Origin of the sequence: Streptomyces racemochromogenes, assembly GCF_039535215.1 — a bacterium.
GTDB lineage: Bacteria > Actinomycetota > Actinomycetes > Streptomycetales > Streptomycetaceae > Streptomyces > Streptomyces racemochromogenes.
On record NZ_BAAAWT010000001.1, the window covers coordinates 5,298,849 to 5,321,429 of the forward strand.

Genomic DNA, 22,581 nt, shown 5'->3' on the forward strand with positions numbered 1-22,581 from the left:
CGTGAAGCTGGAAGCGATCACCTGGCAGCGGATGGCCGAGCGGCTCGCCGGCCACCTCGGCGCGCCCGCGGCGGGCGACACCTGGCAACGGGTCGGCATCGACGGCGCGCCCGCGGCCGACACCGGGGTCCTGGCGGAGGAACTGGCCGGGGCGCTGCGCTCGCGCGGCCGGGCGGTGCTCGTGGTGGCCGCCGGGGGGTTCCTGCGGCCGGCCTCGCTGCGGTTCGAGTACGGGCGCGAGGACGTGGACGCGTACCTCCAGGGCTGGTACGACACGGGCGCGCTGTGGCGCGAGGTGTTCGGCCCGACGGACCCCGGGGGCAGCGGGCGGGTCCTGCCCGACCTGTGGGACCCCGTCACCGACCGGGCCACCCGCAGCCCGTACACCGAACTCCCGCCGGGCGCGGTGGTGATCGTGCACGGGCCGCTGCTGCTGGGGCACTGGTTCCCGTTCGACCTGAGCGTGCACGTCAGCCTCTCGGCGGGGGCGCTGGGGCGGCGGACGCCGGAGGCCGAGCGGTGGACGCTGCCGGCGTTCGCCCGGTACGCGCGGGACACGGACCCGGCCTCCGCGGCCGACGTCCTCGTCCGCGCGGACGACCCCCTCCACCCGGCCTGGACCGGCCTCCCGCCGACCTAGCGCCGCCGCTGCGCGAGCCGGGTCCCCTACCCACCCTTCGCCCGTTCCCCGGGGCTCCGCCCCGGACCCCGCGCCTCAAACTCCCCCAGCTACCGCTGGGAGGTGCCCCCAGGCGGGGCTGGATTTCGCGCAGCGAAATTCCAGCCCGCGCGGCGTTTGAGCGCACCGGGCGCGGAGCGCCCGCCCGGAACGGGTCCGGGCGGAGCCCGGGGAACGGTGGAAGGGCGGGTAGGGGACCCAGCGCCGCGCAGCGGCACGACCACCCGCACACGACCACCGGCCACAGCCACGGGGCCCGGCCCCGCCCCGCACCCGACGGACGGAGTCCGGCGCGGCGGCGCGTGACAAGCTACGGCCGGCCCCCCAGTCGGGCCACGGCGGCGGCAGCCGCGCGGCAGCCGGCGCGGGCGGAGTCCGCGGCGGTCGCCCCCGCGAGGCGGGCCGCCAGGAAGCCGCCCGCGAACGCGTCCCCGGCGCCCGTGGTGTCCACCGCCTCCGCCGGCTCCGCCTCGACCTCGGCGGTGATCCGCCCGCCCTCGGCGACGATCGCGCCGCCCGGACCCCGGGTCACCACCACCAGCGGCACCCGCCGGCTCAGCTCCTCCGCCGCCCGGGCCGGTTCCCCGACCCCCGCCAGCAGCCGGGCCTCGTCCTCGTTCGGCAGGAGCACGCCCGCCCCCGCCACGGCGGCCAGGAAGCGGTCGGGGCCCAGCTCGGCCAGGAACCCCGCCGAGGCCGGGTCGACGCTCACCGGCACCCCCCGGGTCCGGGCGGCCCGCAGCGCGACCAGGGCCAGCTCCCGGCTGCACTCCGAGAAGAACAGGTAGCCCGACAGGTGCAGGTGCCCGGCACCGTCCAGCAGCGCCGGCACCCAGTCGGCGGGGCACAGCCGCAGCGAGGCCCCGCTGTCGGTCAGGAAGGTCCGCTCCGCGTCCTCGCCGACCAGCGCCACCACCGTCCCGGTCGGCTCCGCCGGGTCCACCACCAGCCGGGGCCGTACCCCCGCGTCGACCAGCGCCCGCTCGTGCCAGCGGGCCGACTCGGAGCCCACCCGCGCGAGCAGGCGCACCTCCGCCGTGCCCGTACGGGCCGCCCAGCAGGCGGCGTTGGCCCCGGCCCCGCCGGGGAGGGTGCGGATGCGGGCGGCGGTGTCGGTGGCCGGGGCCAGCGGCTCGCGGTGCACCGCCACCACGTCCGTCACCACGTCGCCGACCACCAGCAGCGCCCCCGGCAGTGCCGCCGGCGCCGCCGTCATGCGCGGGCCGCCCAGGCCCGCGCGATCCGCGCGCCGAGCCGTACGTTGCCGCGTACCGCCGCCAGGTTCGCCTCCAGCGACGCACCGCCCGTCGCCCGCACCAGGAACCCCAGCAGGAACGGCGTCACCGCCTGCCCCGTGATGCCCCGCTCCCGGCACTCGGCCAGCGCCTCGGCCAGGACCCGGTCGTGCAGCGCCGGATCCAGCTGCTCCGCCTCGGCCACCGGGTTGGCGACCAGCAGCGCCGACTCCGGCCCTCCGACGGCGTCCTGAGCGGCCATCACCGCCGCCACCTCCTGCGGCTCCTCCACCGTCCAGTCGACCGGCTCTCCCGAGTCGGCCAGGTAGAAGCCGGGGAACCGCTTCGTCCGGTAGCCGACGACGCCGACCCCGAGCGTCTCCAGGCGCTGGAGCGTGGCCGGCACGTCCAGGATCGACTTCACCCCCGCGCACACGACCGTGATCCGGGTCCGGGCGAGCAGCGACAGGTCCGCCGACTCGTCCTGCGAGAGCGTCCACTGACGGTGTACGCCGCCCAGCCCGCCCGTCGCGAACACCCGCAGCCCCGCCCGCGCGGCCAGGAAGGCCGTCGCCGACACCGTCGTCGCCCCGGTCGCCCCCGCCGCGAGGGCGGGCGCGAGGTCCCGGTGGCCCAGCTTGCGCACCCCCTCACCCGCGGCGATCCGCTCCAGCGCGGCCTTGTCCAGGCCCGCCCGCGGCACCCCGTCCACCACGGCCACGGTCGCCGGAACGGCGCCCTCCGACCGGACCAGTTCCTCCAGTTCCAGCCCCACCTCCAGATTGCGGGGGCGCGGCAGGCCGTGCGCGATGATCGTCGACTCCAGGGCGACGACGGGCCGGCGCGCGGCGAGCGCCTCGCGCACCTCTGGCGACAGGACCGGGATCTCGGATGCTCTGTGCTGTGGCATGTCCCCATCCCTGGCACGGGATTCACGCCCCCAAACACGCCCCTCCCGCTCCGGCGCGAACCTGTCCGAGTAGCGTGCCCGGATGGACACCCGGACCTTCTACGACGAACTCGCCCCGCGCTACGACCTCATGTACGCGGACTGGGACGCGAGCATCGCCCGCCAGGGACGTGCTCTGGACGCCCTGCTCACCGCCTCGCTCGGCCCGGGGCCGCACACCGTGCTCGACAGCGCCTGCGGCATCGGGACCCAGGCGCTGGGCCTGGCGGGCCTGGGCCACCGGGTCACCGGCACCGACCTCAGCCCGCTCGCCGCGGCCCGTGCCGCGCGCGAGGCGGCCGCCCGCGGTCTGACGCTGCCGGTCGCCGCCGCGGACATGCGCGCGCTGCCCTTCCCCGACGCCTCCTTCGACGCCGTCGTGTGCGCCGACAACGCGCTCCCGCACCTGCTGACCGCCGAGGACGTGGGCGCCGCACTGGCCGAAAGCCGCCGGGTGCTGCGCCCCGGCGGGCTGCTGCTGCTCTCCACCCGTCCCTATGGCGAGCTGCGCCGGACCCGGCCCGCGAGCCAGGCCCCGTACGTGCGGACCGGACCGGAGGGGCGCACCGTCACCTTCCAGCTGTGGCACTGGCACGCCGACGGCGAGCGCTACGACGTGGAGCTGTTCCAGCTGCTGCCGTCCGGCGAGGGCTGGAGCACGACGACGTCGAGCGCCACGTACTGGGCGCTGCCCGAGGAGGAGACGTCGGCGTACGTGCGGCGGGCGGGCTTCGGCGAGCCGGTCTGGCACTCCGCCGAGGACACCGGCTTCCACCAGCCGGTCCTCGGCGCGCGCCGGCCGGTGGTGCGGACGCGCTCGACGGAATGACGTGTCGTACGCGCCCGCGCTGGACGCTCTGGTGACCGCGCGGGCGGGGGCGGGGCCCCTAGGCTGACGCACCATGAGCACCAGTGACCACAGCGCCCCCGCCTCCTTCGCCGTGTCCGTCGCGGACGTCCCCGACGCCGAGCTGGAGGCCGAGGAGCTCGATCCCGCGCAGATCGTCTCCGGCACCCCGGCCGTGACCGGCAAGGTGCTGTGGGAGTCGGCGGACGGCTCTCAGATCCGGGGGATCTGGCAGATCACCCCCGGGGTGGTCACCGACACCGAGGCCGACGAACTGTTCGTGGTGGTCAGCGGCCGCGCCACCATCGAGGTCGAGGGCGGCGCGACGTTCGAGGTGGGTCCGGGTTCGGTCTGCGTGCTGCGCGAGGGCGACCGGACCACCTGGACGGTCCACGAGACGCTGCGCAAGGCCTACCACATCAACTGCTGAGGCCCCCCGGCTTCGCCGGCTGGGGGTGGCGGCGGGCGGTGAACAGGGCGAGCGCCGCCATGGGCAGCAGGAGCGCCGCACCGATCGCGTTGAGCCAGCCGTAGCCGGCCTGGGACATGACCAGCCCGGCGGCGGCCCCGCCGACACCGGCGGCGGTGTTCATCGTCAGGTCGCTCAGGCCCTGTACGGCGGCCCGTGCGGCCTGCGGCACCGAGTCGGTCAGCAGCGCCGAGCCGGAGACCATGCCGGCGGACCAGCCGAGCCCGAGCAGGAAGAGCCCGGCCGCGCTCTGGGCGTGGTTCCCGTGGGCGGTGCCGGCGAGCAGAGCGGCGAGGGAGAGCAGGCCGGCCGCGAGCCCGATCACGGACAGCCGGCCGAGGCGGTCGGCGAGCCAGCCCATGACGGGGGAGAAGGCGAACATGCCCGCGATGTGGCCGCTGATCACCAGGCCGACGAGGCGCAGGCCGGCGCCGTGGTGGCTGAGGTCCATCGGCGTCATCACCATGATCGAGACCATGGCGGTGTGGGACACGGCAACGGTCAGCAGCGCGAGCCTGGCCCGCGGCGAGGCCTTGACGGCGGCCAGGCCGGCGCGCAGCGAGCGGGCCTGACGGGACTGTTCCCCGGCCCCGGCCAGGGCCCGGGCGGTCAGCAGCGGGTCGGGCCGCAGGAACACCGCGAGCAGCGTGCCGGTGAGGACGAAGACGGCGCCGGCCCACACGAAGGGGCCCGCCGTCTGGGGTATGGAGGTGCCGGCGAAGCTGTCGCTGGCGGGGGCGGAGAGGTTGGGCCCGAGCACCGCGCCCAGGGTGGAGGACCAGACGACGAGCGAGATCGCGCGGGCCCGCCGGTCGGGCGCGGCGAGGTCGGCGGCGGCGAAGCGGGCCTGGAGGTTGGCGGAGGAGGCCGCGCCGAAGGCGGCCATGCCGAGCATCAGCAGCGGGAAGCTCCTGACCGAGGCGGCCAGGACCACCAGGGCCGCGCCGAGCGTGCCGATGGCGTACGCCACCACGAGCCCCGGGCGGCGTCCGCGCGCGGTCATCAGGGCGGCGAGTGGCAGGGAGACCAGGGCGGTGCCGATCACCGCGGCGGTGGAGGCGAAGCCGGACAGGGCCTCGGTGCCGCTGATCTCGGTGGCCAGCACGGGGGCCAGGGCGATGCTGATCGGCACGCCCAGGCCGCCCAGGATCTGGCTGGCCATGAGCACCGCGGACGTCCGGCGCTGGAGCCGGGGCAGGTCGGCGGCGTCGACCGGCGCGGCCGCGCCGCCGCTGCCGAGGGCGGTGCCGGGGGCTGCGTCGGGGGAGGTGCTCATGCCGGACACCCCCGGCGCTGGGGTGTGTCGGGGCCGGACGGGACGGGGCCTGGAGCGGCAGGAGTGGTCACGGCGGCAGTTTCCCACCGCAGGCCGCGCGGGGGAACCGGGTATACCCGCCCCGGGCCGTGCGGCCACCGGCTGGCACCGCGGCGGAACCCGCAGGTCAGAAGAGGGGCTGCGGGAGCACGCCCTCCAGCGCGAGCAGGATCCGCTTGGTCTCCACCCCGCCGCCGAACCCGCCGATCCCGCCGTCGTTCTCCACCACGCGGTGGCAGGCCACCACCAGGGGCAGCGGGTTCGAGCCCATGGCGTTGCCCACGGCCTGGGCCGCCCCCGGCTGCCCGACGCGGGCGGCCAGCTCCCCGTACCCGACGACCGATCCGTACGGCACCGAGCGGTCGAGCTCCAGCAGCACCTGCTTGTTGAAGCCGGAGCTGAGCCGCCAGTCCAGCGGCAGTTCGAAGCGCCGCAGAGAACCGGCGAAGTACGCCTCCAGCTGGCGTATCGGCTCGGCCAGCAGCACCTCCTCGCCCGGGTCGGGCCGCCACGCGTCCGCCCCGAGCCGGGAGACCAGCGAGCCGATCATCCGGCCGGCCCGGTCCGGTCGCGCGTGGAACTCGACCCGGACCAGACCCCCGGGGGTCGCGGCCAGGAGCAGGGGGCCGATGTCACTGGGGACGACGGTCCATTCGAGGTGCGGCCCGCGGGGCCGCTCGGTGCTGTCCACGGCTCCACGGTACGGGCCGCCACCGACAGCGCGGCCGGATTCCGGGCCCCGGGGGCGTTCCCGCGTCAGAAGCCGATCACGGCGTTCCGCACCACGTCGGGCGCGTTCGTGATGATCCCGTCCACGCCCATGTCCCGGACCTTGCGGGCGGTGGCGGCGTCGTCCACGATCCAGGTGTCCACCTCCATGGCCTTGCCGTGGGCCCCCGTCAGGCCGTGCACCGCCGCCACCCAGTCCGCCGTGATCGTCGTGTGCCACGGATTGATCCGGTCCGTGAACTCCGCGTAGCGGGGCAGGTCGGCCACGGGCGGGGTACCCAGGAAGGCCGTCAGCAGGTCGGGGCGCAGGCCGTGCACGATCCGCACGGAGTCGGCGCTGAAGCTCTGCACGACCAGGCGGCGGGCGACGTGGTCCCCGTCGAGCCAGCCCAGCCGGCCCAGGAGGTCCAGCGTCTCGCCCTCGATGCCGGGGTAGAGCTCCGGTTTCTTGATCTCCAGCAGCAGCTTCTGCCGGTTCTCCCCGACCCGCTCCATGTACTCCCGCAGCGTCGGCACCCGGGCGCCCGCGAAGCGCGGCGAGAACCAGCTGCCCGCGTCCAGCCGCGCGATCTCGGCCGCCGTGAAGTCCTTGACCCGCCAGGGCGACCGGCCGGGGAAGACCTGCTCGGCGTCGGTGGTGCGGGCGAGGGTGTCGTCGTGGATCACCACCAGCTCGCCGTCCCTGGTCCGCTGGACGTCGTTCTCGACCCAGTCGAAGCCGAGCCGCCCGGCCAGGTCGATCGCTTCGAGGGTGTTCTCCGGGGCGTACGCGGAAGCCCCCCGGTGGGCGTACACGACGGGGCCCAGGACCCCGCTCGTGCCGTCGGGGGAGCCGGGGCCGGTGGCGGCCGGGGAGGCCGTCCCGCCCAGCACCGTGAGGGCGAAACCCAGGATCGCGGCGGCTGCCGCGGTGGCGGGTCGGACGTACATGTGGTCTCTCCTCGGGTCGTGAGCCCTGGTCCTGCGTCAGACGGGTGCGGAGCGGGAGGCATTGCGGCGGTGCACTTCACGGCGGAGCGTGCACGGCGATCATCGGCGCGAAGATCACCGGGATGCCACCGAACTACGACAAACAGACCGGAAAGGAGGAGATCCGCTCCGCCCGCCGGACCTGTCGCGGGGCCCCGCGGCCCCGCGGAAGGACGTGAGTGTCGGTGCGGGGTCGTACGGTGGAGTCATGCGGCCCGTATCGAAGATCGAACGCACGGTGGCACCCTTTGAGGTCGTCAGCCCGTACCAGCCCAGCGGTGACCAGCCGGCGGCCATCGCCGAGCTGGAGAAGCGCATCCGCGCAGGTGAGAAGGACGTCGTACTGCTCGGCGCGACCGGTACGGGCAAGTCCGCCACCACGGCGTGGATGATCGAGAAGCTCCAGCGGCCCACCCTGGTGATGGCGCCGAACAAGACGCTGGCCGCCCAGCTGGCGAACGAGTTCCGCGAGCTCCTGCCGAACAACGCCGTCGAGTACTTCGTCTCGTACTACGACTACTACCAGCCCGAGGCCTACGTACCGCAGTCGGACACCTACATCGAGAAGGACTCCTCGATCAACGAGGAGGTGGAGCGGCTGCGCCACTCCGCGACCAACTCGCTGCTGACCCGGCGCGACGTGATCGTCGTCGCCTCCGTGTCCTGCATCTACGGCCTCGGCACCCCGCAGGAGTACGTGGACCGGATGGTCCGCCTCAAAGTGGGCGAGGAGGTCGACCGGGACCAGCTGCTGCGCCGCTTCGTCGACATCCAGTACACCCGCAACGACCTGGCCTTCACGCGCGGCACCTTCCGGGTGCGCGGCGACACCATCGAGATCTTCCCGGTCTACGAGGAACTGGCCGTCCGCATCGAGATGTTCGGCGACGAGATCGAGGCGCTGTCCACCCTGCACCCGCTGACCGGCGAGGTCATCAGCGAGGACCGCGAGCTCTACGTCTTCCCCGCCAGCCACTACGTCGCCGGCCCCGAGCGCATGGAGAAGGCGATCACCGGCATCGAGGCCGAGCTCGCCGGGCGGCTCGCGGAGCTGGAGAAGCAGGGCAAGATGCTGGAGGCCCAGCGGCTGCGCATGCGCACCACCTACGACCTGGAGATGATGCGCCAGATCGGGTCCTGCTCCGGCATCGAGAACTACTCGCTGCACATGGACGGCCGCGAGCGCGGCTCGGCCCCGAACACCCTGATCGACTACTTCCCCGAGGACTTCCTCCTCGTCATCGACGAGTCGCACGTCACCGTGCCGCAGATCGGCGCCATGTACGAGGGCGACGCCTCGCGCAAGCGGACCCTGGTCGACCACGGCTTCCGGCTGCCGTCCGCGCTCGACAACCGGCCGCTGAAGTGGGAGGAGTTCCTCGAGCGGGTCGGCCAGACCGTCTACCTGTCGGCCACCCCCGGCAAGTACGAGCTCTCCCGCTCCGACGGCTTCGTCGAGCAGATCATCCGCCCCACCGGCCTCGTCGACCCGGAGGTCGTGGTCAAGCCCACCGAGGGCCAGATCGACGACCTCGTCCACGAGATCCGGGGCCGCGTGGAGAAGGACGAGCGGGTCCTGGTCACCACCCTCACCAAGAAGATGGCCGAGGACCTCACCGACTACTTCCTGGAGCTGGGCATCCAGGTCCGCTACCTGCACAGCGACGTCGACACGCTGCGCCGCATCGAGCTGCTGCGCGAGCTGCGGGCCGGCGAGTACGACGTACTGGTCGGCATCAACCTGCTGCGCGAGGGCCTCGACCTGCCCGAGGTGTCGCTCGTGGCGATCCTCGACGCCGACAAGGAGGGTTTCCTGCGCTCGGGGACCTCCCTCATCCAGACCATCGGCCGTGCCGCCCGCAACGTCTCCGGCCAGGTCCACATGTACGCGGACAAGATGACCCCGGCGATGGAGAAGGCCATCGACGAGACCAACCGGCGCCGCGAGAAGCAGATCGCCTACAACACGGCCAACGGGATCGACCCGCAGCCGCTGCGCAAGAAGATCAACGACATCGTCGCCACCATCGCCCGCGAGGAGCTGGACACCGAGGAGCTCCTCGGCACCGGCTACCGGCAGGCCAAGGACGGCAAGGCCGCCAAGGCGCCGGTCCCCGCGCTCGGCGGCAAGGCCGCGGCCGTCGCCAAGGGCAAGGGCGGCAAGACGGCCAAGGCCGCCGTCGCGACCGACCGGCCCGCCGCCGAACTGGCCGCGCTCATCGAGCAGATGACCGAGCGGATGAGGGGAGCGGCCGCCGAGCTCCAGTTCGAGGTCGCCGCCCGGATCAGGGACGAGGTGGGCGAGCTGAAGAAGGAGCTTCGCCAGATGAGGGAAGCGGGCCTCGCCTGACCCCGGGGCGGTCAGTAGGGTGTGGAAACGCCGCAGGCGCACGCTGCGGGCCTTTAGGGGCGGGCTATGGAGAGGGGAACGCGCGTGACGGTCAACATGACCAAGGGTCAGGCCATCAGTCTGCAGAAGCAGGACGGCGGCACGCTGACCGCGGTCCGGATGGGCCTGGGCTGGCAGGCGGCCAAGCGCCGGGGGCTGTTCGGCTCGCGGACGCGGGAGATCGACCTCGACGCGTCGGCGGTGCTCTTCGCCGACAAGCAGCCGGTGGACGTGGTCTTCTTCCGGCACCTGCAGAGCGACGACGGCTCGGTCCGCCACACCGGCGACAACCTGGTCGGCGGCGTCGGCCAGGGCGGGGACGACGAGGCCATCCTCGTCGACCTCCAGCGGGTCCCGGTCCACATCGACACGATCGTCTTCACGGTGAACTCGTTCACCGGCCAGACCTTCCAGGAAGTGCAGAACGCCTTCTGCCGCATCGTCGACGAGACCAACGGCCAGGAGCTGGCCCGCTACACCCTCGACGGCGGGGGCCAGTACACCGCGCAGATCATGGCGAAGGTGTCCCGGACCGGCGGCGGCTGGCAGATGACGGCCCTCGGAAACCCGGCCAACGGCCGGACCTTCCAGGACCTGATGCCGGCGATCCTGCCGCACCTGTAAGAGCAGTACCGACAAGAGAAGACGGCACGGGGGAGGGGCTGCACGATGACGGCCGAACTGGTCCGGGGGCAGAACCACCCCGTGCCCCACGACAGGGTCGAGATCAGGGTCTCGGCGGGCACGCCCGTGCTCGCCCTGGCCTCCCTGGCCGACGAAGAGGGCCGCCTCGCGGGCCCCGGGGCGCTGGCCCGGCCGGGCGGCCGGGCCCCCGCCTGGCTCCGGCTGCCGCAGGAGGCCGCCGACCGCCACATGCTGGCCGTCGACCTCGATGCCGTCGCCGCGGAGGTCCACCGGATCGGCCTGCTCCTCGTCCTGCCGCCCGGAGGGCCGCTGAGCTTCGGCTCCGTGCCCGCCCCGCACGCGGCGGTGGCCCCGCCGGACGGGCCCGAGTTCGCCGGGTTCACCCTCACCGGGCTCGGCGCCGAGACCGCCGTCGTGGCCCTGGAGCTCTACCGGCGCCAGGGCGCCTGGAAGGTGCGGGCCGTCGGCCAGGGATACGCCGAGGGCCTCGGCGCCCTGCTCACCGACGGGGGCCTGCCCGCGCCGCAGGCCGCCGAGCTGGCCGCGGCCGTCCTGCGCGGGCCCGAGGGCGCCGCCGGGGCCGACCGGACCCTCGCCGCCCTGCCCCCGCGGGCCCAGGACGCCCCGCCGTCCGACCGGCAGGCGGCCCCGGCTCCGGCCGCCGCCCCCGAGCCGCCGGATCCGGTCCCGGTCTCCGGCGCCCCCTACCCGGGCACGCCCGGCCCCGTCCCCGCCGCCCCGGGGGACACCGCGGCCGCGCAGGGCCCGCCCACCATCGACTACGCCCACCCGCGCCGCCGCCGCACCGGCGCCGAGGCCCCCGAGCCCGCACCCCGGCCCGCGCCCGCGGCGGACGCCGGCCGGCCCCCGGCCCCGGTCGCCGGCGACGCCAGCGGCTGGTCCATGGACGAGCGGCTCTACAACCAGGTCTGGGGCATGTTCGAGGACCTGGCCCGCACGGTCGCCGCCTACCGCAGCGCCGTCGACTTCGCCGACGCGCGGCTGGACCGCGAACTTGACGAGGCCCTGTCCGACCCGCGCCACCGCGTCGGCGGCGCCGGGGACGCCGCCCGCGAGACCGCCCGGGCCCGCCGGGACGACCTGGTCGCGCAGGCCAGGGCCGTCCTGGACCGGGACCTCGCCCAGCTGGTCGCCGAGTCCGACGTGGTCGAACCCGCGCTGCCGGCCGCGTACGCGCGCTGGGACAACCCCGTCTGGCACGGCGGCGGCGTGCCGGAGGAGGCCCCGCTCGCGCTGCGCCTGGGCAACCTGAGCCTGCCCGAGATGCCGGGCCTGCGGATCCCGATGCTGATGCGGGTCCCGCTGGAGCGCGGCCTGTGGATCGACAACGGCCGCACCGGCTCCGAGGCCGCCATGGCCATGGACACCGACCGGCTGCGCCGCGCCGCCATGGACATGGCCGTCGCGCACGCCGTACGGCTCCTCGCGGTACACCCGGCCGACCGGTTCTCCGTCCACGTCATCGACGCCGCCGGGGCGGGCGCCGCCTCCCTGGCCCCGCTGGTGCGGGCCGGGGTCCTCGCGGCACCGCCCGCCGCCGGCGCCGAGGAGGTCGGCCGGACCCTGGCGCGGCTCACGCGGCGCGTGGACCTCGTCCAGATGGCGCTGCGGGCCGGCGCCCCCGAGGAGCTGCCCGCGGACGTGGACCGGGCCGAGCAGCTGCTGGTCGTGCACGACTTCCCGCACGGGTTCGACGACCGGGCGGTCACCCAGCTGCGCTACCTGGCCGACGAGGGCCCGTCGGTCGGGGTGCACCTGCTGATGGTCGCCGACCGGGAGGAGGCCTCCGCGTACGGGCCGCTGCTGGATCCGCTGTGGCGCTCGCTGATGCGGCTGTCCCCGGTGCCGGACAGCCACCTCGCCGACCCCTGGGTCCAGCACGCCTGGACCTTCGAGCCGGACCTCCCCCCGCAGGGCAGCACGGTGCTCGAACGGGCCCTGGACCGGGTGCGGGAGGCGCGGGGCACGGCCCGCCCGTGACCGGACCATGACCGGTGGCTGACCTCTTCTTGGGGAGCCCTTTACCTTTCGCCTCCTCCGCGGGTACCCTGGGATCCGCGGAGGGGAGTATTCCTGCTATTTCCTGCGCGGCGTGCCCGTCAATACGGACCACTGTGGCGATCTACGCAGTGGGTCCCGGGGCGCCGGCCCGCGGCCGGACGGCCGCCGGGTGGAAGAGACCTCCGGCAGCGATGACGCTGACCATGTGCTGAGCCATCCGCCGGAGGCGTGAATACCGTGGACGTTTCGATGACCTTGTGGGTGCTGACCGTTGCCGGTCTGTGCATCCTCATCGGCGCCGATTTCCTCATCGGCCGCAAGCCGCACGACGTTTCGATCAAGGAAGCGGGCATCTGGACCGTCGTCTGGATCGTGCTCGCCGTCCTCTTCGGCCTCGGCCTGCTGTTCTTCGGCAACGCCCAGGCCTCCCAGGAGTTCTTCGCCGGCTTCATCACCGAGAAGTCCCTGAGCGTGGACAACCTGTTCGTCTTCGTCCTGATCATGGCGAAGTTCTCCGTACCCTCCCACCTCCAGCAGCGCGTCCTGCTGGTGGGCGTACTGATCGCCCTCGTCCTGCGCGCGATCTTCATCGCGGCCGGCGCCGCGATCATCACCACCTTCTCGTGGGTCTTCTACATCTTCGGCGCCTTCCTGATCTACACCGCCTGGAAGCTGATCCAGGAGGCCCGCAAGGACGAGGACGAGGACGAGTTCGAGGAGAACCGTCTCCTCAAGTCCATCGAGAAGAAGTTCGGCGTCGCCGACCGCTACCACGGCACCAAGCTCTTCATCCGCGACAACGGCAAGCGCGTCCTGACCCCGCTGATGGTCGTGATGCTCGCCATCGGCACCACCGACGTGCTCTTCGCCCTGGACTCGATCCCCGCGATCTTCGGCCTCACCCAGGACCCGTACATCGTCTTCACCGCCAACGCCTTCGCCCTCATGGGGCTGCGCCAGCTGTACTTCCTGATCGGCGGCCTGCTCAAGAAGCTGGTCCACCTCAGCTACGGCCTGTCGGTGATCCTCGGCTTCATCGGCGTCAAGCTGGTGCTGCACGCCCTGCACGAGTCCGGCGTGCACGTCCCGCAGATCTCCATCCCGGTCTCCCTCGGCGTCATCTGCGGCGTCCTGGTGATCACCACCATCACGAGCCTGATCGCCTCGAAGAAGCAGGCCCAGGCCGAGGCCGCCGCCGCGGAGCCGAAGAGCGTCGACGCCTGACCGGCGGACCGTGAGGGATGGGCCCGGGAGCAGCGGCTCCCGGGCCCATCGCGTGCCGGCCCGCGCCACGCGCCTCATGCCACCGCCGGCTCGCTCCTCGCCGCCCGGACCGCGGCCGGCCGGGTGTCCGGGAGCAGGGCGAAGCAGCCGAGGCTCACCAGCGAGACCGCCGTCAGGTACACCGCCACGCCCCACGGCGGGCCCGAGCCGTCCGCCAGGGCCGTCGCCACGACCGGGGTCAGCGCACCGCCGAGCACACCGCCCAGGTTGTAGCCGACCGCCGCGCCCGTGCAGCGCAGCCGCGGGGGGTACAGCTCGGGCAGGTAGGCGCCGACCACGGCGAACATCAGCACCATCGCCAGCAGTGCGCCGACGCAGCCCACCGTCATCAGCAGCGGGTCCGCCGTGTGCAGCAGGGCGACGAACGGGAACATCCACGCCGCGCACGCCGCGCTGCCGGCCAGGCACAGCGGCCGCCGCCCCCAGCGGTCGCCGAGCACCGCGAGCAGGGGGGTCACCAACCCCATGAGCAGGACCGCGGCCATGACGATGGCCAGCATCACGGTGCGGTCCACCCCGTGCCGGGCGGTGGCGTACGCGAGGGACCAGGTGGTGACCGCGTAGAAGACGGCGTACCCGACGGCCATCGCCCCGCCGGTCAGCAGGAGCAGCCCCCAGTGGCCGCGCACCGCCTCGGCCAGTGGGGCGTCGGCCTGCCGGCCGGACTCGGCGAGCGCACGGAACTCCGGGGTCTCCTCGACCGACCGGCGCAGCCACAGTCCGGCCAGCGCCAGCAGCCCGGCCGCCCAGAACGGCACCCGCCAGCCCCAGGCGGTGAACCGGGCTTCGCTCAACGCCCCGGACAGCGCCAGGGTCAGGCCGTTGGCCAGCAGGAACCCGGTGGCGGGGCCCATCTGCGGGAAGCTCGACCACAGACCGCGCCGCCGCTCCGGGGCGTGCTCGGCGGTCAACAGGACCGCCCCGCCCCATTCGCCGCCCAGGCCCAGCCCCTGGAGGAAGCGCAGCAGGAGCAGCAGGACCGGCGCGGCGATGCCGATGGAGGCGAAGGAGGGCACGCACCCGACGGCGACCGTGGCGAGGCCGGTCAGGAGCAGCGAGCCGAGCAGCACCGGGCGGCGCCCGTAGCGGTCGCCGATGTGGCCGAAGAGGGCGGAGCCGAGGGGGCGGGCGAGGAAGCCGACGCCGAACGTGCCGAAGGCGGCGAGCGTTCCGGCGAGCGGGGAGAAGGAGGGGAAGAAGAGCGGGCCGAGCACCAGGGCGGCGGCCGTGCCGTAGACGAAGAAGTCGTAGAACTCGATGGCGGTGCCGACCAGGGCGGCGGTGGCGAGCCGGAGCATCGAGGGTAGGGAGGGGGGCCGGGAGGGGTGTCGTTGCATGGTGCAGCAACTACCCCAACCCGCAGCCCCAGGACATGCGTTCGGTCAAGGTCGACCGGAAGGAGTGCCCGGCCCCGCGGGGTTGACCACGGCCTCCACCGGCCGCACCCGTCTCACACGATGAGCCCAACTGAACGCGCGGTCCGGCGGTCCGGCGTGTCGAATGACCGGGAAGCGGCTTTTCACCTCCATCGTCCCCAGGGAGCGCCATGAGCCTGCCATCCGAGCCGCCCGCCGAGGCGCCCGCCCCCGGACGGCGGCCCTCGCGTTCCCGGAGGGTCGTGGCCGGCACCGTTTCGGCCGTGCTGATCACGCTCACGTGCATCCTCGTCCCGGTCTCGCTGCTCACCGTGTGGGTCCACGACATCGTGCTGGACACCGACCGGTACGTCTCCACGGTCGCCCCGCTCGCCTCGGACCCGGACGTCCAGGCCGCCGCCGTCCACCGCATCACCGAGGCGGCCGACGTCCGCGTCGACGGCGCCGAGGTCACGTCCGACCTGGCGAAGTGGCTCGAATCGCAGGGGCTGCCGCCGCGTGTCGGCCTTGCCGTCAGGGCCTTGGGCCCCCAACTGGACTCCGCCGCCGACGCGGCCGTCTCCAAGGTGGCGACCCGGTTCGTCGAGGGCGACAGGTTCGAGAGGATCTGGACCACCGCCAACCGGGCCGCCCACAGCGCCGTGGACCGCGCGCTGACCGGTGAGGGCCGCGGCGCGCTGGAGGTCGAGGGCGGCACCGTCAGCCTGAACATCGGCGAGGCCGTGGAGAAGGTCAAGGAGGACCTCGTGAAGGCCGGCATCTCCCCGGCCGAGAAGATCCCCGAGGTCGACAAGCAGATGGTGCTCTTCCAGTCCGACGAACTGGCGAAGATCAGGAGCCTGGTCCACCTCCTCGACGTCCTCGGCAACTGGCTGCCCGTGCTCACCGTGCTCCTCGGCGTGGCCGGAGTCCTGCTCGCCCGGCGCCGGCGCCGGGCCCTGGTGACCACCATGCTGGGCGCGGCCGCCGCCTGCCTCGTCCTGGCCCTCGGCCTGGTCCTCGCCCGCCGTTACTACCTCGACCACCTTCCGGAGCAGGTCCAGTCGCCCGCGGCGGCCGCGGCCATCTTCGACACGCTCGTGCGGTTCCTGAGGGTCAGCATCCGGACCGCGATCGTCCTCGGGATCGTCGTCGCCCTCGGCGCCTACCTGTCCGGAGCCGGCCGGCTGCCGCGCGGCGTGCGCGGCAGGGCGGAGCGCGCGGCCGACTCCGCCGTGGGCTGGGGAGCGGGCCACGGAATGCACACGGGGCGCGTCGGGATCTGGGTCCAGGACCACCGGCGCTGGCTCACCACCGGTGTGCTGCTCGTCCTCGCGCTGGTGTTCGCGCTGTGGAACCACCCGACGGTGCTCACCGTCCTGCTGCTGGTGCTCATCCTGCTCGCGGTGCTGGCCGTACTGGCGCTGCTGGCGGCCGGTGGCCGGCGCGGGGACGGCGCCGGCGTCCCGCGTGGCGCTCCCGGGGGAGGGACGCGAGAATGAGAAAGCCGTACAGAGATCCACATCGGGTCGACCACAGCGCGGTGGGAGAGCACGGCAGGCCACCGCGGGGGCGCGTGGGACGGCAGTTCGTTTCCCACGGTGCCGTAGAGACGCAGGTGATGACCATGTGCCGATGGCTCGCGTACTCGGGTACGCCCATGCTGCTCGACACCATCCTGTACAGGCCGGCTCACTCGCTGATCGACCAGAGCCTGCACTCCAAGCTCGGAGTGGAGACGACGAACGGCGACGGGTTCGGTGTCGGCTGGTACGCGGACGACATCGAATCCCCGGCGCTCCTGCGGGACGTGGGTCCCGCCTGGAACAACCGCAACCTGAGGGAGATGGCGGACCACGTCCGCTCACCGCTGTTCTTCGCGCACATCCGGGCGTCGACCGGGACGGCGGTGCAGCAGTCGAACTGCCACCCCTTCCGGCACGGCCGCTGGATGTTCATGCACAACGGAGCGATATCCGGCTTCCACCTGATGCGCCGGGACCTCACCCTGCTCGTCGATCCGGCCCTCTACGCCGACATCGGCGGAACGACGGACTCCGAGGTGATGTTCTACCTGGCCCTCACGTACGGCCTGGAACAGGACCCGCCGACCGCCATCGCCAGGATGGCGGGAGTGGTGGAGCGCGTCGGGCACGAGCACGGCGTGGAGTTCCCGCTCCAGATGACGCTCGCCATGACCGACGGCGTACGCCTCTGGGCCTTCCGCTACTCCAGCGGGCGCGCCTCCCGCTCGCTCTACTACAGCAGCAGGGTGGACTCGCTGCGCAGGCTGTACCCGGACATGCCGTTCTTGCAGGAGGTCTCCGAGGAGACCCGCCTCATCGTGTCCGAACCCCTCGGGGATCTGCCCGGCGCCTGGAACGAGGTACCGGAGAGCAGCTACGGCGTCGTGCAGCCGGGCGTCGACGAGATGCACGCCTTCGCCCCGGTGGCCGCCTGAACGACCACACCGTTCCCGACCGACAGGAGAACCGGCCATGCAGAACGCGCTGATCGACCTGGCAGAGGAGTACGACTACCCCCTGCTGAACTTCTTCTGGACCATGATGCTCATCTTCCTCTGGGTGCTCTGGTTCATGCTGCTCTTCCGCATCATCGCCGACATCTTCCGCGACGACGGGCTGAGCGGCTGGGGCAAGGCGGGATGGACGGTCTTCGTCATCCTGCTGCCGTTCCTCGGCGTCTTCGTCTACCTGATCGCCCGCGGCCGCGGAATGGGCGAACGCGAGCTCAAGCTGGCCCAGCAGCAGGAGCAGGCCTTCCGCTCCTACGTTCGTGACAGCGCCGGGCCCACCGGCCCCGGCCATGAGCTGGCGAGGCTCGCCGAGCTCAAGAACCGCGGCGACATCACGTCGGCCGAGTACGAGCAGGCCAAGGCCAAGGTCCTCAGCTCCTGACACCGGACCGCAGCGGACCGGGCCGGACCAGGATCCACAGGAAGGTGAGGCCGATGCGCCCCTACCCGCCCATCGCCGAGCACGGTCTGATCGGAGACCTGCAGACGTGTGCCCTCGTCTCCTCCGAGGGCGTGCTCGACTGGTTCTGCTCACCCCGCTTCGACGCGCCCAGCATCTTCGCGAGCCTGCTCGACGACAGCCGGGGCGGCTACTTCGCCATCACCGCCGACCCGTCCGGAGTCTCCGACGACGGGCCGGCGGGGCCCGCCCGGCCCATCAGCCAGCAGCTCTACATGGCCGACACCGCCGTCCTGGTGACCCGTTTCCTCAGCCCCGAAGGCGTGGGCGAGGTCATCGACTTCATGCCCGTGCACGATCCGCACACCGTCACCGACCGGCACCAGGTGGTGCGGGTCATGCGGGGCGTGCGCGGGACGGCGCACTTCAGCCTGGAGTGCCGCCCGCGCTTCGACTACGGCCGGGCGCCGCACGACCTGGCGTTCGACGGTGCCGCCGCCCGCTTCGACGGCCCCGGCATCACCGCGTACCTGCAAGCCCTGGGGCCGGTCGACCTGGAGGCCGACGGGACGGACGTGCGCGCGGGGGTGACCCTGGCCGAGGGCGAACGCGCGGCCGTCCTCCTGACCGTCTGCGACGCCGACAGCGCGCCCCCGCCGGCGGTCAACGTGCACGACATGACGGAGGAGTTCAACGCCGTCCGCGACTTCTGGCACGCCTGGACCTCGCGCTGTACCTACCGCGGCCGCTGGCAGCAGATGGTCAACCGCTCCGCGATCACCATCAAGCTGATGACGTACGCACCGACCGGCGCGCCGATCGCCGCCGCCACCATGGGCCTGCCCGAACAGGAGGGCGGGGAGCGGAACTGGGACTACCGCTACACGTGGGTCCGCGACGCCTCCCTCTCGGTCCGCGCCATGCGCGCCCTCGGATTCACCGACGAGGCCGACGCCTTCCGCAGCTGGCTCCTCCGGCGGCTGCGGGACGGCGGCGCTCCCAACGGCGAACCCCTCCAGATCATGTACCGCGTCGACGGCGACCCGTACCTGACCGAGGAGACCCTCGACCACCTGGAAGGGTGGCGCGGATCCCGCCCGGTACGCTCGGGCAACGGCGCCGCGGACCAGCTCCAGATGGACATCTACGGCGAGGCCGTCTACGCCCTTGCCCAGACCGGCCAGGTCAGCAACGTCATCGGCTACGACGACTGGCTGCGCTGCGTCGCCCTGCTGGACTGGCTGTGCGACCACTGGGACCGCCCCGACGAGGGCATCTGGGAAACCCGCGGCGGCCAGAAGGACTTCACGTACAGCCGCCTCATGTGCTGGGTCGCCCTGGACCGCGGCATCCGCCAGGCCGTGGCCAACTCCCGCCCCTGCGACCTGGCCCGCTGGACGGCGACGCGGGACGCGATCCTGGAACAGGTCATGACCCTCGGCTGGAGCGAAGAGCGCCAGGCCTTCGTCCAGGAGTACGACAACACCGTCCTGGACGCCTCCTTGCTGCTCATGCCCCTGGTCGGCTTCATCGCCCCCAAGGACCCGCGCTGGCTGTCCACCCTCGACGCCATGGAGAGCGAACTCGTCTCCGACAGCCTCGTCTACCGCTACGATCCCGCCGCCTCCCCCGACGGTCTGCAGGGCTCCGAGGGCACCTTCTCCCTGTGCTCCTTCCTGCACGTCCACGCCCTCGCCAGGGCCGGCCGTGTCCATCAGGCCCGCTACTCCTTCGACAAGATGCTCACCTACGCCAACCACGTCGGGCTCTTCGCCGAAGAGGTCGGACTCACCGGCGAACAGCTGGGCAACTTCCCCCAGGCCTTCACCCACCTCGCCCTCATCACCGCCGCCCTCGCCCTCGACTCCGAACTCGACCAGGCCGTGGCCACCGCCTGAGCCTGCCGGTGGAAGGGGTGCGCCGCGATGGTGCTCGACCTGCTCCTCATCGGTCTGGCGGTCACCCTGTTCCCGCTGCCCGTCATGGCCTTCGTCCTGGTGGTGTCCGCACCCCGCGGGGTGCGGCTGGGACTGGTCTTCATCCTCGCCTGGCTGGCGTGCCTGGTGGCCGTGATCGGGATGGTCCTCCTCTTCACCGGCGGGCAGCCGCCCCCGCCCCGCTCTCCTCCGTCGATCGCTGCGCTCGTCGCCACTTTGGTGATCGGTTTCGGCTTGGTCGTGTACGGCGAGCGCCGGCGGCGCCGGAGCCGCCGTGACGCCACGGCCCCGGATCCCCGCGTGCGGGAGGGGGGCGAGGCTTCCGCCCCGTCGACGCGGTCCCGGATGGACGAAGCCACCGCCTGGTCCGCGGCGGCCCTCGCCGTGCTCCTCCAGCCCTGGGGGATGGTCGCCGCCGCGGCCGCCACCGTCGTGCAGGCCGACCTCTCCCACGCGGAGTCCTTCCTGGCCCTCATGGGCTTCTGCCTCCTGGCCACCTCCACCCTGCTGGCCATGGAGCTGTACATGGTGTTCTCGCCGGAGAAGGCGCAGCGCGCCCTGCTGGGTCTGCGCGCGTGGCTGGAACGGCACAAGGACCAGGCGATCGTGGTCGTGTGCCTGCTCCTGGGACTGTGGCTCGTCGCCAGGAGCCTCTACCAGCTCACCGGCTGAGGTGCGGGGCCCCACGGCGGATGCTGCAATGAGAACGCGGCCGCCCGGCCGCCGACGCGCTGTCCGGCCCCCACCGCCGGCCCGTCGAGCCACACGTGAGGAGCCCTCATGAGCGACGACATCGAAGACATGGGCCCGGTCGACTACCTGGTCGTCGAGTTCCCCGGGAACCGTATGACGGGCGAGGCGTTCCCCCTGCTGATCGACCTCGTCGAACAGGGCATCATCCACCTCATCGACCTGCGGTTCGTACAGAAGGACGCCGACGGAACCGTCACCGCCCTGGAACTCACGGACCTCGACGGTGAGGACAACTCCTTCGGCCTGTCCGTCTTCGAGGGCGCGTCCTCCGAACTGCTCGACCAGGAAGACCTCGACGAGGCGGGCAACGCCCTCCAGCCGGGCAACGCGGCCGCGATCCTGGTCTACGAGAACCGGTGGGCCGCCCCCTTCGCCCGGGCCCTGCGCCGCAGCGGCGCGCAGCTGGTGGCGAGTGGCCGCATCCCCGTGCAGGCCCTGCTCGCCTCCCTCGACGCGGAGGAAGACGCGGCCGAAGGCGGCCGGCCGGCGCAGTGAGCCAGGCAGGCCGCCTCCGGACGGCCATCAGGTTCGGCGATCAGGTTCCGAGGATCCTGCTCTTCTGCTGCGCGAACTCCGCGTCGGTCAGGATCCCCTGATCCTTCAGCGCTCCGAGTTCCTTGAGCTGGTCGATCTTGCTGCTCATGTCATCCCCCATCGCCGGAGCGGCGGGGGCGGGCGGGGCGGCGGCCTGCTGCTGCGCCATGGCTTGTTCGTCCTGCGCGGCCCACCGGCCCGCCTGGCGCCGCGACACGCGGTTGGACACCGCCGTCGCCGTACCGGCGACCACCGCGGTGCGCGCTACTCCTCGAAGAAGACCGGGCACGTCGTTCTCCCTTGCTGACGGGGGCCGGCCCGGAAGTCCAGCTGCCGGCCCTCCACTGCTTCCAGCATCTCACCTCGGCAGGCGGCTCACCCGGTGGCTCCCGTGGTGATCAGGTCCGCGAGCCCCGGCCGGCCGGCACCGGCCAGGGCCCGTCGCTGGCGGTCGGCCGACGTGCCGTTGCGCAGCAGCCGGTGGACGAGCGAGCTCACCTCGCGGAAGTCACCGTTCTCCTCGAGGGCCGGGCCGATGTGCCGCAGGAGCGCGCACAGGACGTCCCCGCTGCTCCGCAGCCGGCCTTCCGGGTCCATCAGGGTGCCGCTCATCCCGTGCCGGGCCGCGTGCCACGTCGCGGCCTGCAGGATCTCCGGCGGGCACGGCGCGAGGGCGGTTCCCGCCTCCTCCTCGGCGAGCGCGGTGGCGGCGAGCCCGCGGACGACGCCGGCGAGCATGACCGCGTCGTCCGCCTCCAGCTGCACGTCACAGCAGCGCACCTCGATGGTCGGGTAGCGATCGGAGAGCCGGGCCTGCCAGTACAGCTGTCCCCGGTCGGGGATCAGCCCGGATTCCACCAGCGCGTCGGCCCGCGCGTCGTAGTCGGCGAACCCCGCGAAATGCGGCGGCGGGCCGCTGACCGGCCAGCGGCCGAAGATGATCGTGCGCCAGCTGGCGAAGCCGGTGTCCCGCCCGTCCCACAGCGGCCCGTTCGCGGACATCGCCAGCAGGGTCGGGAGCCAGACGCGCAGCCGGTTCAGGACGGCCACCGCGGTCTCCCGATCGGGAATCCCCACGTGGACGTGCATTCCGCAGATCAGCTGCTCGTCGACGAGCAGCCGGGCCTCCCCCCGCATCCTCAGATATCGCGCCGTGCTGGTGACGGGCACGGGGACGACGTCCCGGACCGGCGCGGTGGCGGACATGGCGATCCGGCAGCCGTTGGCCTGGGCGGCGGAGGCGACCGCGTGACGCAGCCGCAGGAGATGCCCCCCCCACCTCCTCCAGGCCCGTGCAGACGGGCGTGGCGACTTCGATCTGGGCCTGGAGCAGTTCGTCCTGGACCTCTCGTTCGTCCGCGATCGGCGCCAGACTGGCCGTGGCACGCACCTCCTGCACGAGCGGCAGTGGCAGGAGCGTCTCCGGGTCGACCAGCAGGTATTCCTCCTCGACCCCAACAGTGATCATGCTGGTTGGTACCCCGAACCCGTCGTGGTCACCCGGGTGAGGGGACCGTTTCGTCGCAATAGGGGA

20 protein-coding genes and 1 pseudogene are annotated in these 22,581 nt (G+C 73.0%); 13 read left to right on the forward strand and 8 right to left on the reverse strand.

Translation table 11 applies throughout. The features are described from left to right. The first annotated feature begins 1 nt into the window (after position 1). A complete protein-coding gene (locus ABD973_RS24385; protein ID WP_125820783.1) occupies positions 2-640 on the forward strand; it encodes a nucleoside/nucleotide kinase family protein in 639 nt (212 codons plus the stop codon). A gap of 349 nt (positions 641-989) precedes the next feature. Here the strand turns inward: ABD973_RS24385 and ABD973_RS24390 are convergent, their stop codons facing one another. Together ABD973_RS24390 and ABD973_RS24395 are read right to left on the reverse strand one after the other, a co-directional pair. Next, positions 990-1,895: a carbohydrate kinase family protein gene (locus ABD973_RS24390; protein WP_206436504.1), complete on the reverse strand. Its 906-nt coding sequence runs from the start codon at positions 1,893-1,895 to the stop codon at positions 990-992. Next, positions 1,892-2,824 carry a pseudouridine-5'-phosphate glycosidase gene (locus ABD973_RS24395; protein WP_125603379.1) on the reverse strand — a complete coding sequence of 311 codons (933 nt, stop codon included), beginning with the start codon at positions 2,822-2,824 and terminating at the stop codon, positions 1,892-1,894. Before ABD973_RS24395 ends, ABD973_RS24390 begins: the two co-directional genes overlap by 4 nt. A gap of 82 nt (positions 2,825-2,906) precedes the next feature. On the opposite strand from ABD973_RS24395, the gene ABD973_RS24400 reads away from it, so the two are divergent. Both ABD973_RS24400 and ABD973_RS24405 read left to right on the forward strand, forming a co-directional pair. Continuing rightward, entirely contained in the window at positions 2,907-3,692 is a 786-nt protein-coding gene (locus ABD973_RS24400; RefSeq protein WP_125820781.1) for a class I SAM-dependent methyltransferase, read from the forward strand. 73 nt (positions 3,693-3,765) lie between these two features. Further along, positions 3,766-4,140: a cupin domain-containing protein gene (locus ABD973_RS24405; protein WP_345502108.1), complete on the forward strand. Its 375-nt coding sequence runs from the start codon at positions 3,766-3,768 to the stop codon at positions 4,138-4,140. Here the strand turns inward: ABD973_RS24405 and ABD973_RS24410 are convergent. From ABD973_RS24410 to ABD973_RS24420, 3 genes are all read right to left on the reverse strand, one after another. Continuing rightward, complete coding sequence (locus ABD973_RS24410) at positions 4,130-5,455, reverse strand: MFS transporter (RefSeq protein WP_125603376.1); 1,326 nt, start codon at positions 5,453-5,455, stop codon at positions 4,130-4,132. The genes ABD973_RS24405 and ABD973_RS24410 overlap by 11 nt on opposite strands. A gap of 166 nt (positions 5,456-5,621) precedes the next feature. Further along, positions 5,622-6,185: a methylated-DNA--[protein]-cysteine S-methyltransferase gene (locus ABD973_RS24415; protein WP_125820780.1), complete on the reverse strand. Its 564-nt coding sequence runs from the start codon at positions 6,183-6,185 to the stop codon at positions 5,622-5,624. Between the two features lie 65 nt (positions 6,186-6,250). Beyond that, positions 6,251-7,153: a glycerophosphodiester phosphodiesterase gene (locus ABD973_RS24420; protein ID WP_125604095.1), complete on the reverse strand. Its 903-nt coding sequence runs from the start codon at positions 7,151-7,153 to the stop codon at positions 6,251-6,253. A 247-nt stretch (positions 7,154-7,400) separates the two neighbouring features. Here ABD973_RS24420 and uvrB point away from each other — a divergent pair, with 247 nt between their 5' ends. From uvrB to ABD973_RS24440, 4 genes are all read left to right on the forward strand, one after another. Continuing rightward, on the forward strand, positions 7,401-9,542 hold the full coding sequence (uvrB, locus tag ABD973_RS24425) for an excinuclease ABC subunit UvrB (RefSeq protein WP_345502112.1): 2,142 nt from the start codon (positions 7,401-7,403) through the stop codon (positions 9,540-9,542). 84 nt (positions 9,543-9,626) lie between these two features. Beyond that, positions 9,627-10,205, forward strand: coding sequence for a TerD family protein (locus tag ABD973_RS24430; protein WP_125604093.1), 579 nt, complete (start codon positions 9,627-9,629; stop codon positions 10,203-10,205). Between the two features lie 45 nt (positions 10,206-10,250). Beyond that, positions 10,251-12,227, forward strand: a complete 1,977-nt coding sequence (locus tag ABD973_RS24435) for a TerD family protein (RefSeq protein ID WP_345502115.1) — start codon at positions 10,251-10,253, stop codon at positions 12,225-12,227. Positions 12,228-12,485: 258 nt separating this feature from the next. After that, on the forward strand, positions 12,486-13,472 hold the full coding sequence (locus ABD973_RS24440) for a TerC/Alx family metal homeostasis membrane protein (protein ID WP_125820776.1): 987 nt from the start codon (positions 12,486-12,488) through the stop codon (positions 13,470-13,472). Positions 13,473-13,546: 74 nt separating this feature from the next. Here ABD973_RS24440 and ABD973_RS24445 read toward each other — a convergent pair whose 3' ends face one another. Next, positions 13,547-14,830 (reverse strand): MFS transporter, encoded by a 1,284-nt coding sequence (locus tag ABD973_RS24445; protein ID WP_125823937.1) that lies wholly within the window; start codon positions 14,828-14,830, stop codon positions 13,547-13,549. A 341-nt stretch (positions 14,831-15,171) separates the two neighbouring features. Here ABD973_RS24445 and ABD973_RS24450 point away from each other — a divergent pair, with 341 nt between their 5' ends. The 6 genes from ABD973_RS24450 to ABD973_RS24475 all read left to right on the forward strand — a co-directional run bounded on the left by ABD973_RS24450 (position 15,172) and on the right by ABD973_RS24475 (position 21,008). Next, complete coding sequence (locus ABD973_RS24450; RefSeq protein WP_164721048.1) at positions 15,172-16,389, forward strand: hypothetical protein; 1,218 nt, start codon at positions 15,172-15,174, stop codon at positions 16,387-16,389. 125 nt (positions 16,390-16,514) lie between these two features. Continuing rightward, positions 16,515-17,348, forward strand: coding sequence for a class II glutamine amidotransferase (locus ABD973_RS24455; RefSeq protein ID WP_125820775.1), 834 nt, complete (start codon positions 16,515-16,517; stop codon positions 17,346-17,348). Between the two features lie 37 nt (positions 17,349-17,385). After that, positions 17,386-17,805 carry an SHOCT domain-containing protein gene (locus tag ABD973_RS24460; protein ID WP_125820774.1) on the forward strand — a complete coding sequence of 140 codons (420 nt, stop codon included), beginning with the start codon at positions 17,386-17,388 and terminating at the stop codon, positions 17,803-17,805. A 53-nt stretch (positions 17,806-17,858) separates the two neighbouring features. Next, complete coding sequence (locus tag ABD973_RS24465) at positions 17,859-19,721, forward strand: glycoside hydrolase family 15 protein (protein WP_125820773.1); 1,863 nt, start codon at positions 17,859-17,861, stop codon at positions 19,719-19,721. Between the two features lie 27 nt (positions 19,722-19,748). After that, entirely contained in the window at positions 19,749-20,432 is a 684-nt protein-coding gene (locus ABD973_RS24470) for a GAP family protein (protein WP_125820772.1), read from the forward strand. Positions 20,433-20,540: 108 nt separating this feature from the next. After that, a complete protein-coding gene (locus tag ABD973_RS24475; protein ID WP_185899488.1) occupies positions 20,541-21,008 on the forward strand; it encodes a DUF6325 family protein in 468 nt (155 codons plus the stop codon). 40 nt (positions 21,009-21,048) lie between these two features. On the opposite strand, the gene ABD973_RS24480 is transcribed toward ABD973_RS24475, so the two are convergent. Then, on the reverse strand, positions 21,049-21,336 hold the full coding sequence (locus tag ABD973_RS24480; RefSeq protein ID WP_125820771.1) for an SHOCT domain-containing protein: 288 nt from the start codon (positions 21,334-21,336) through the stop codon (positions 21,049-21,051). A gap of 86 nt (positions 21,337-21,422) precedes the next feature. Further along, positions 21,423-22,515 (reverse strand): annotated as a pseudogene (locus ABD973_RS24485) (carboxylate-amine ligase). Positions 22,516-22,581 lie beyond the last annotated feature (66 nt).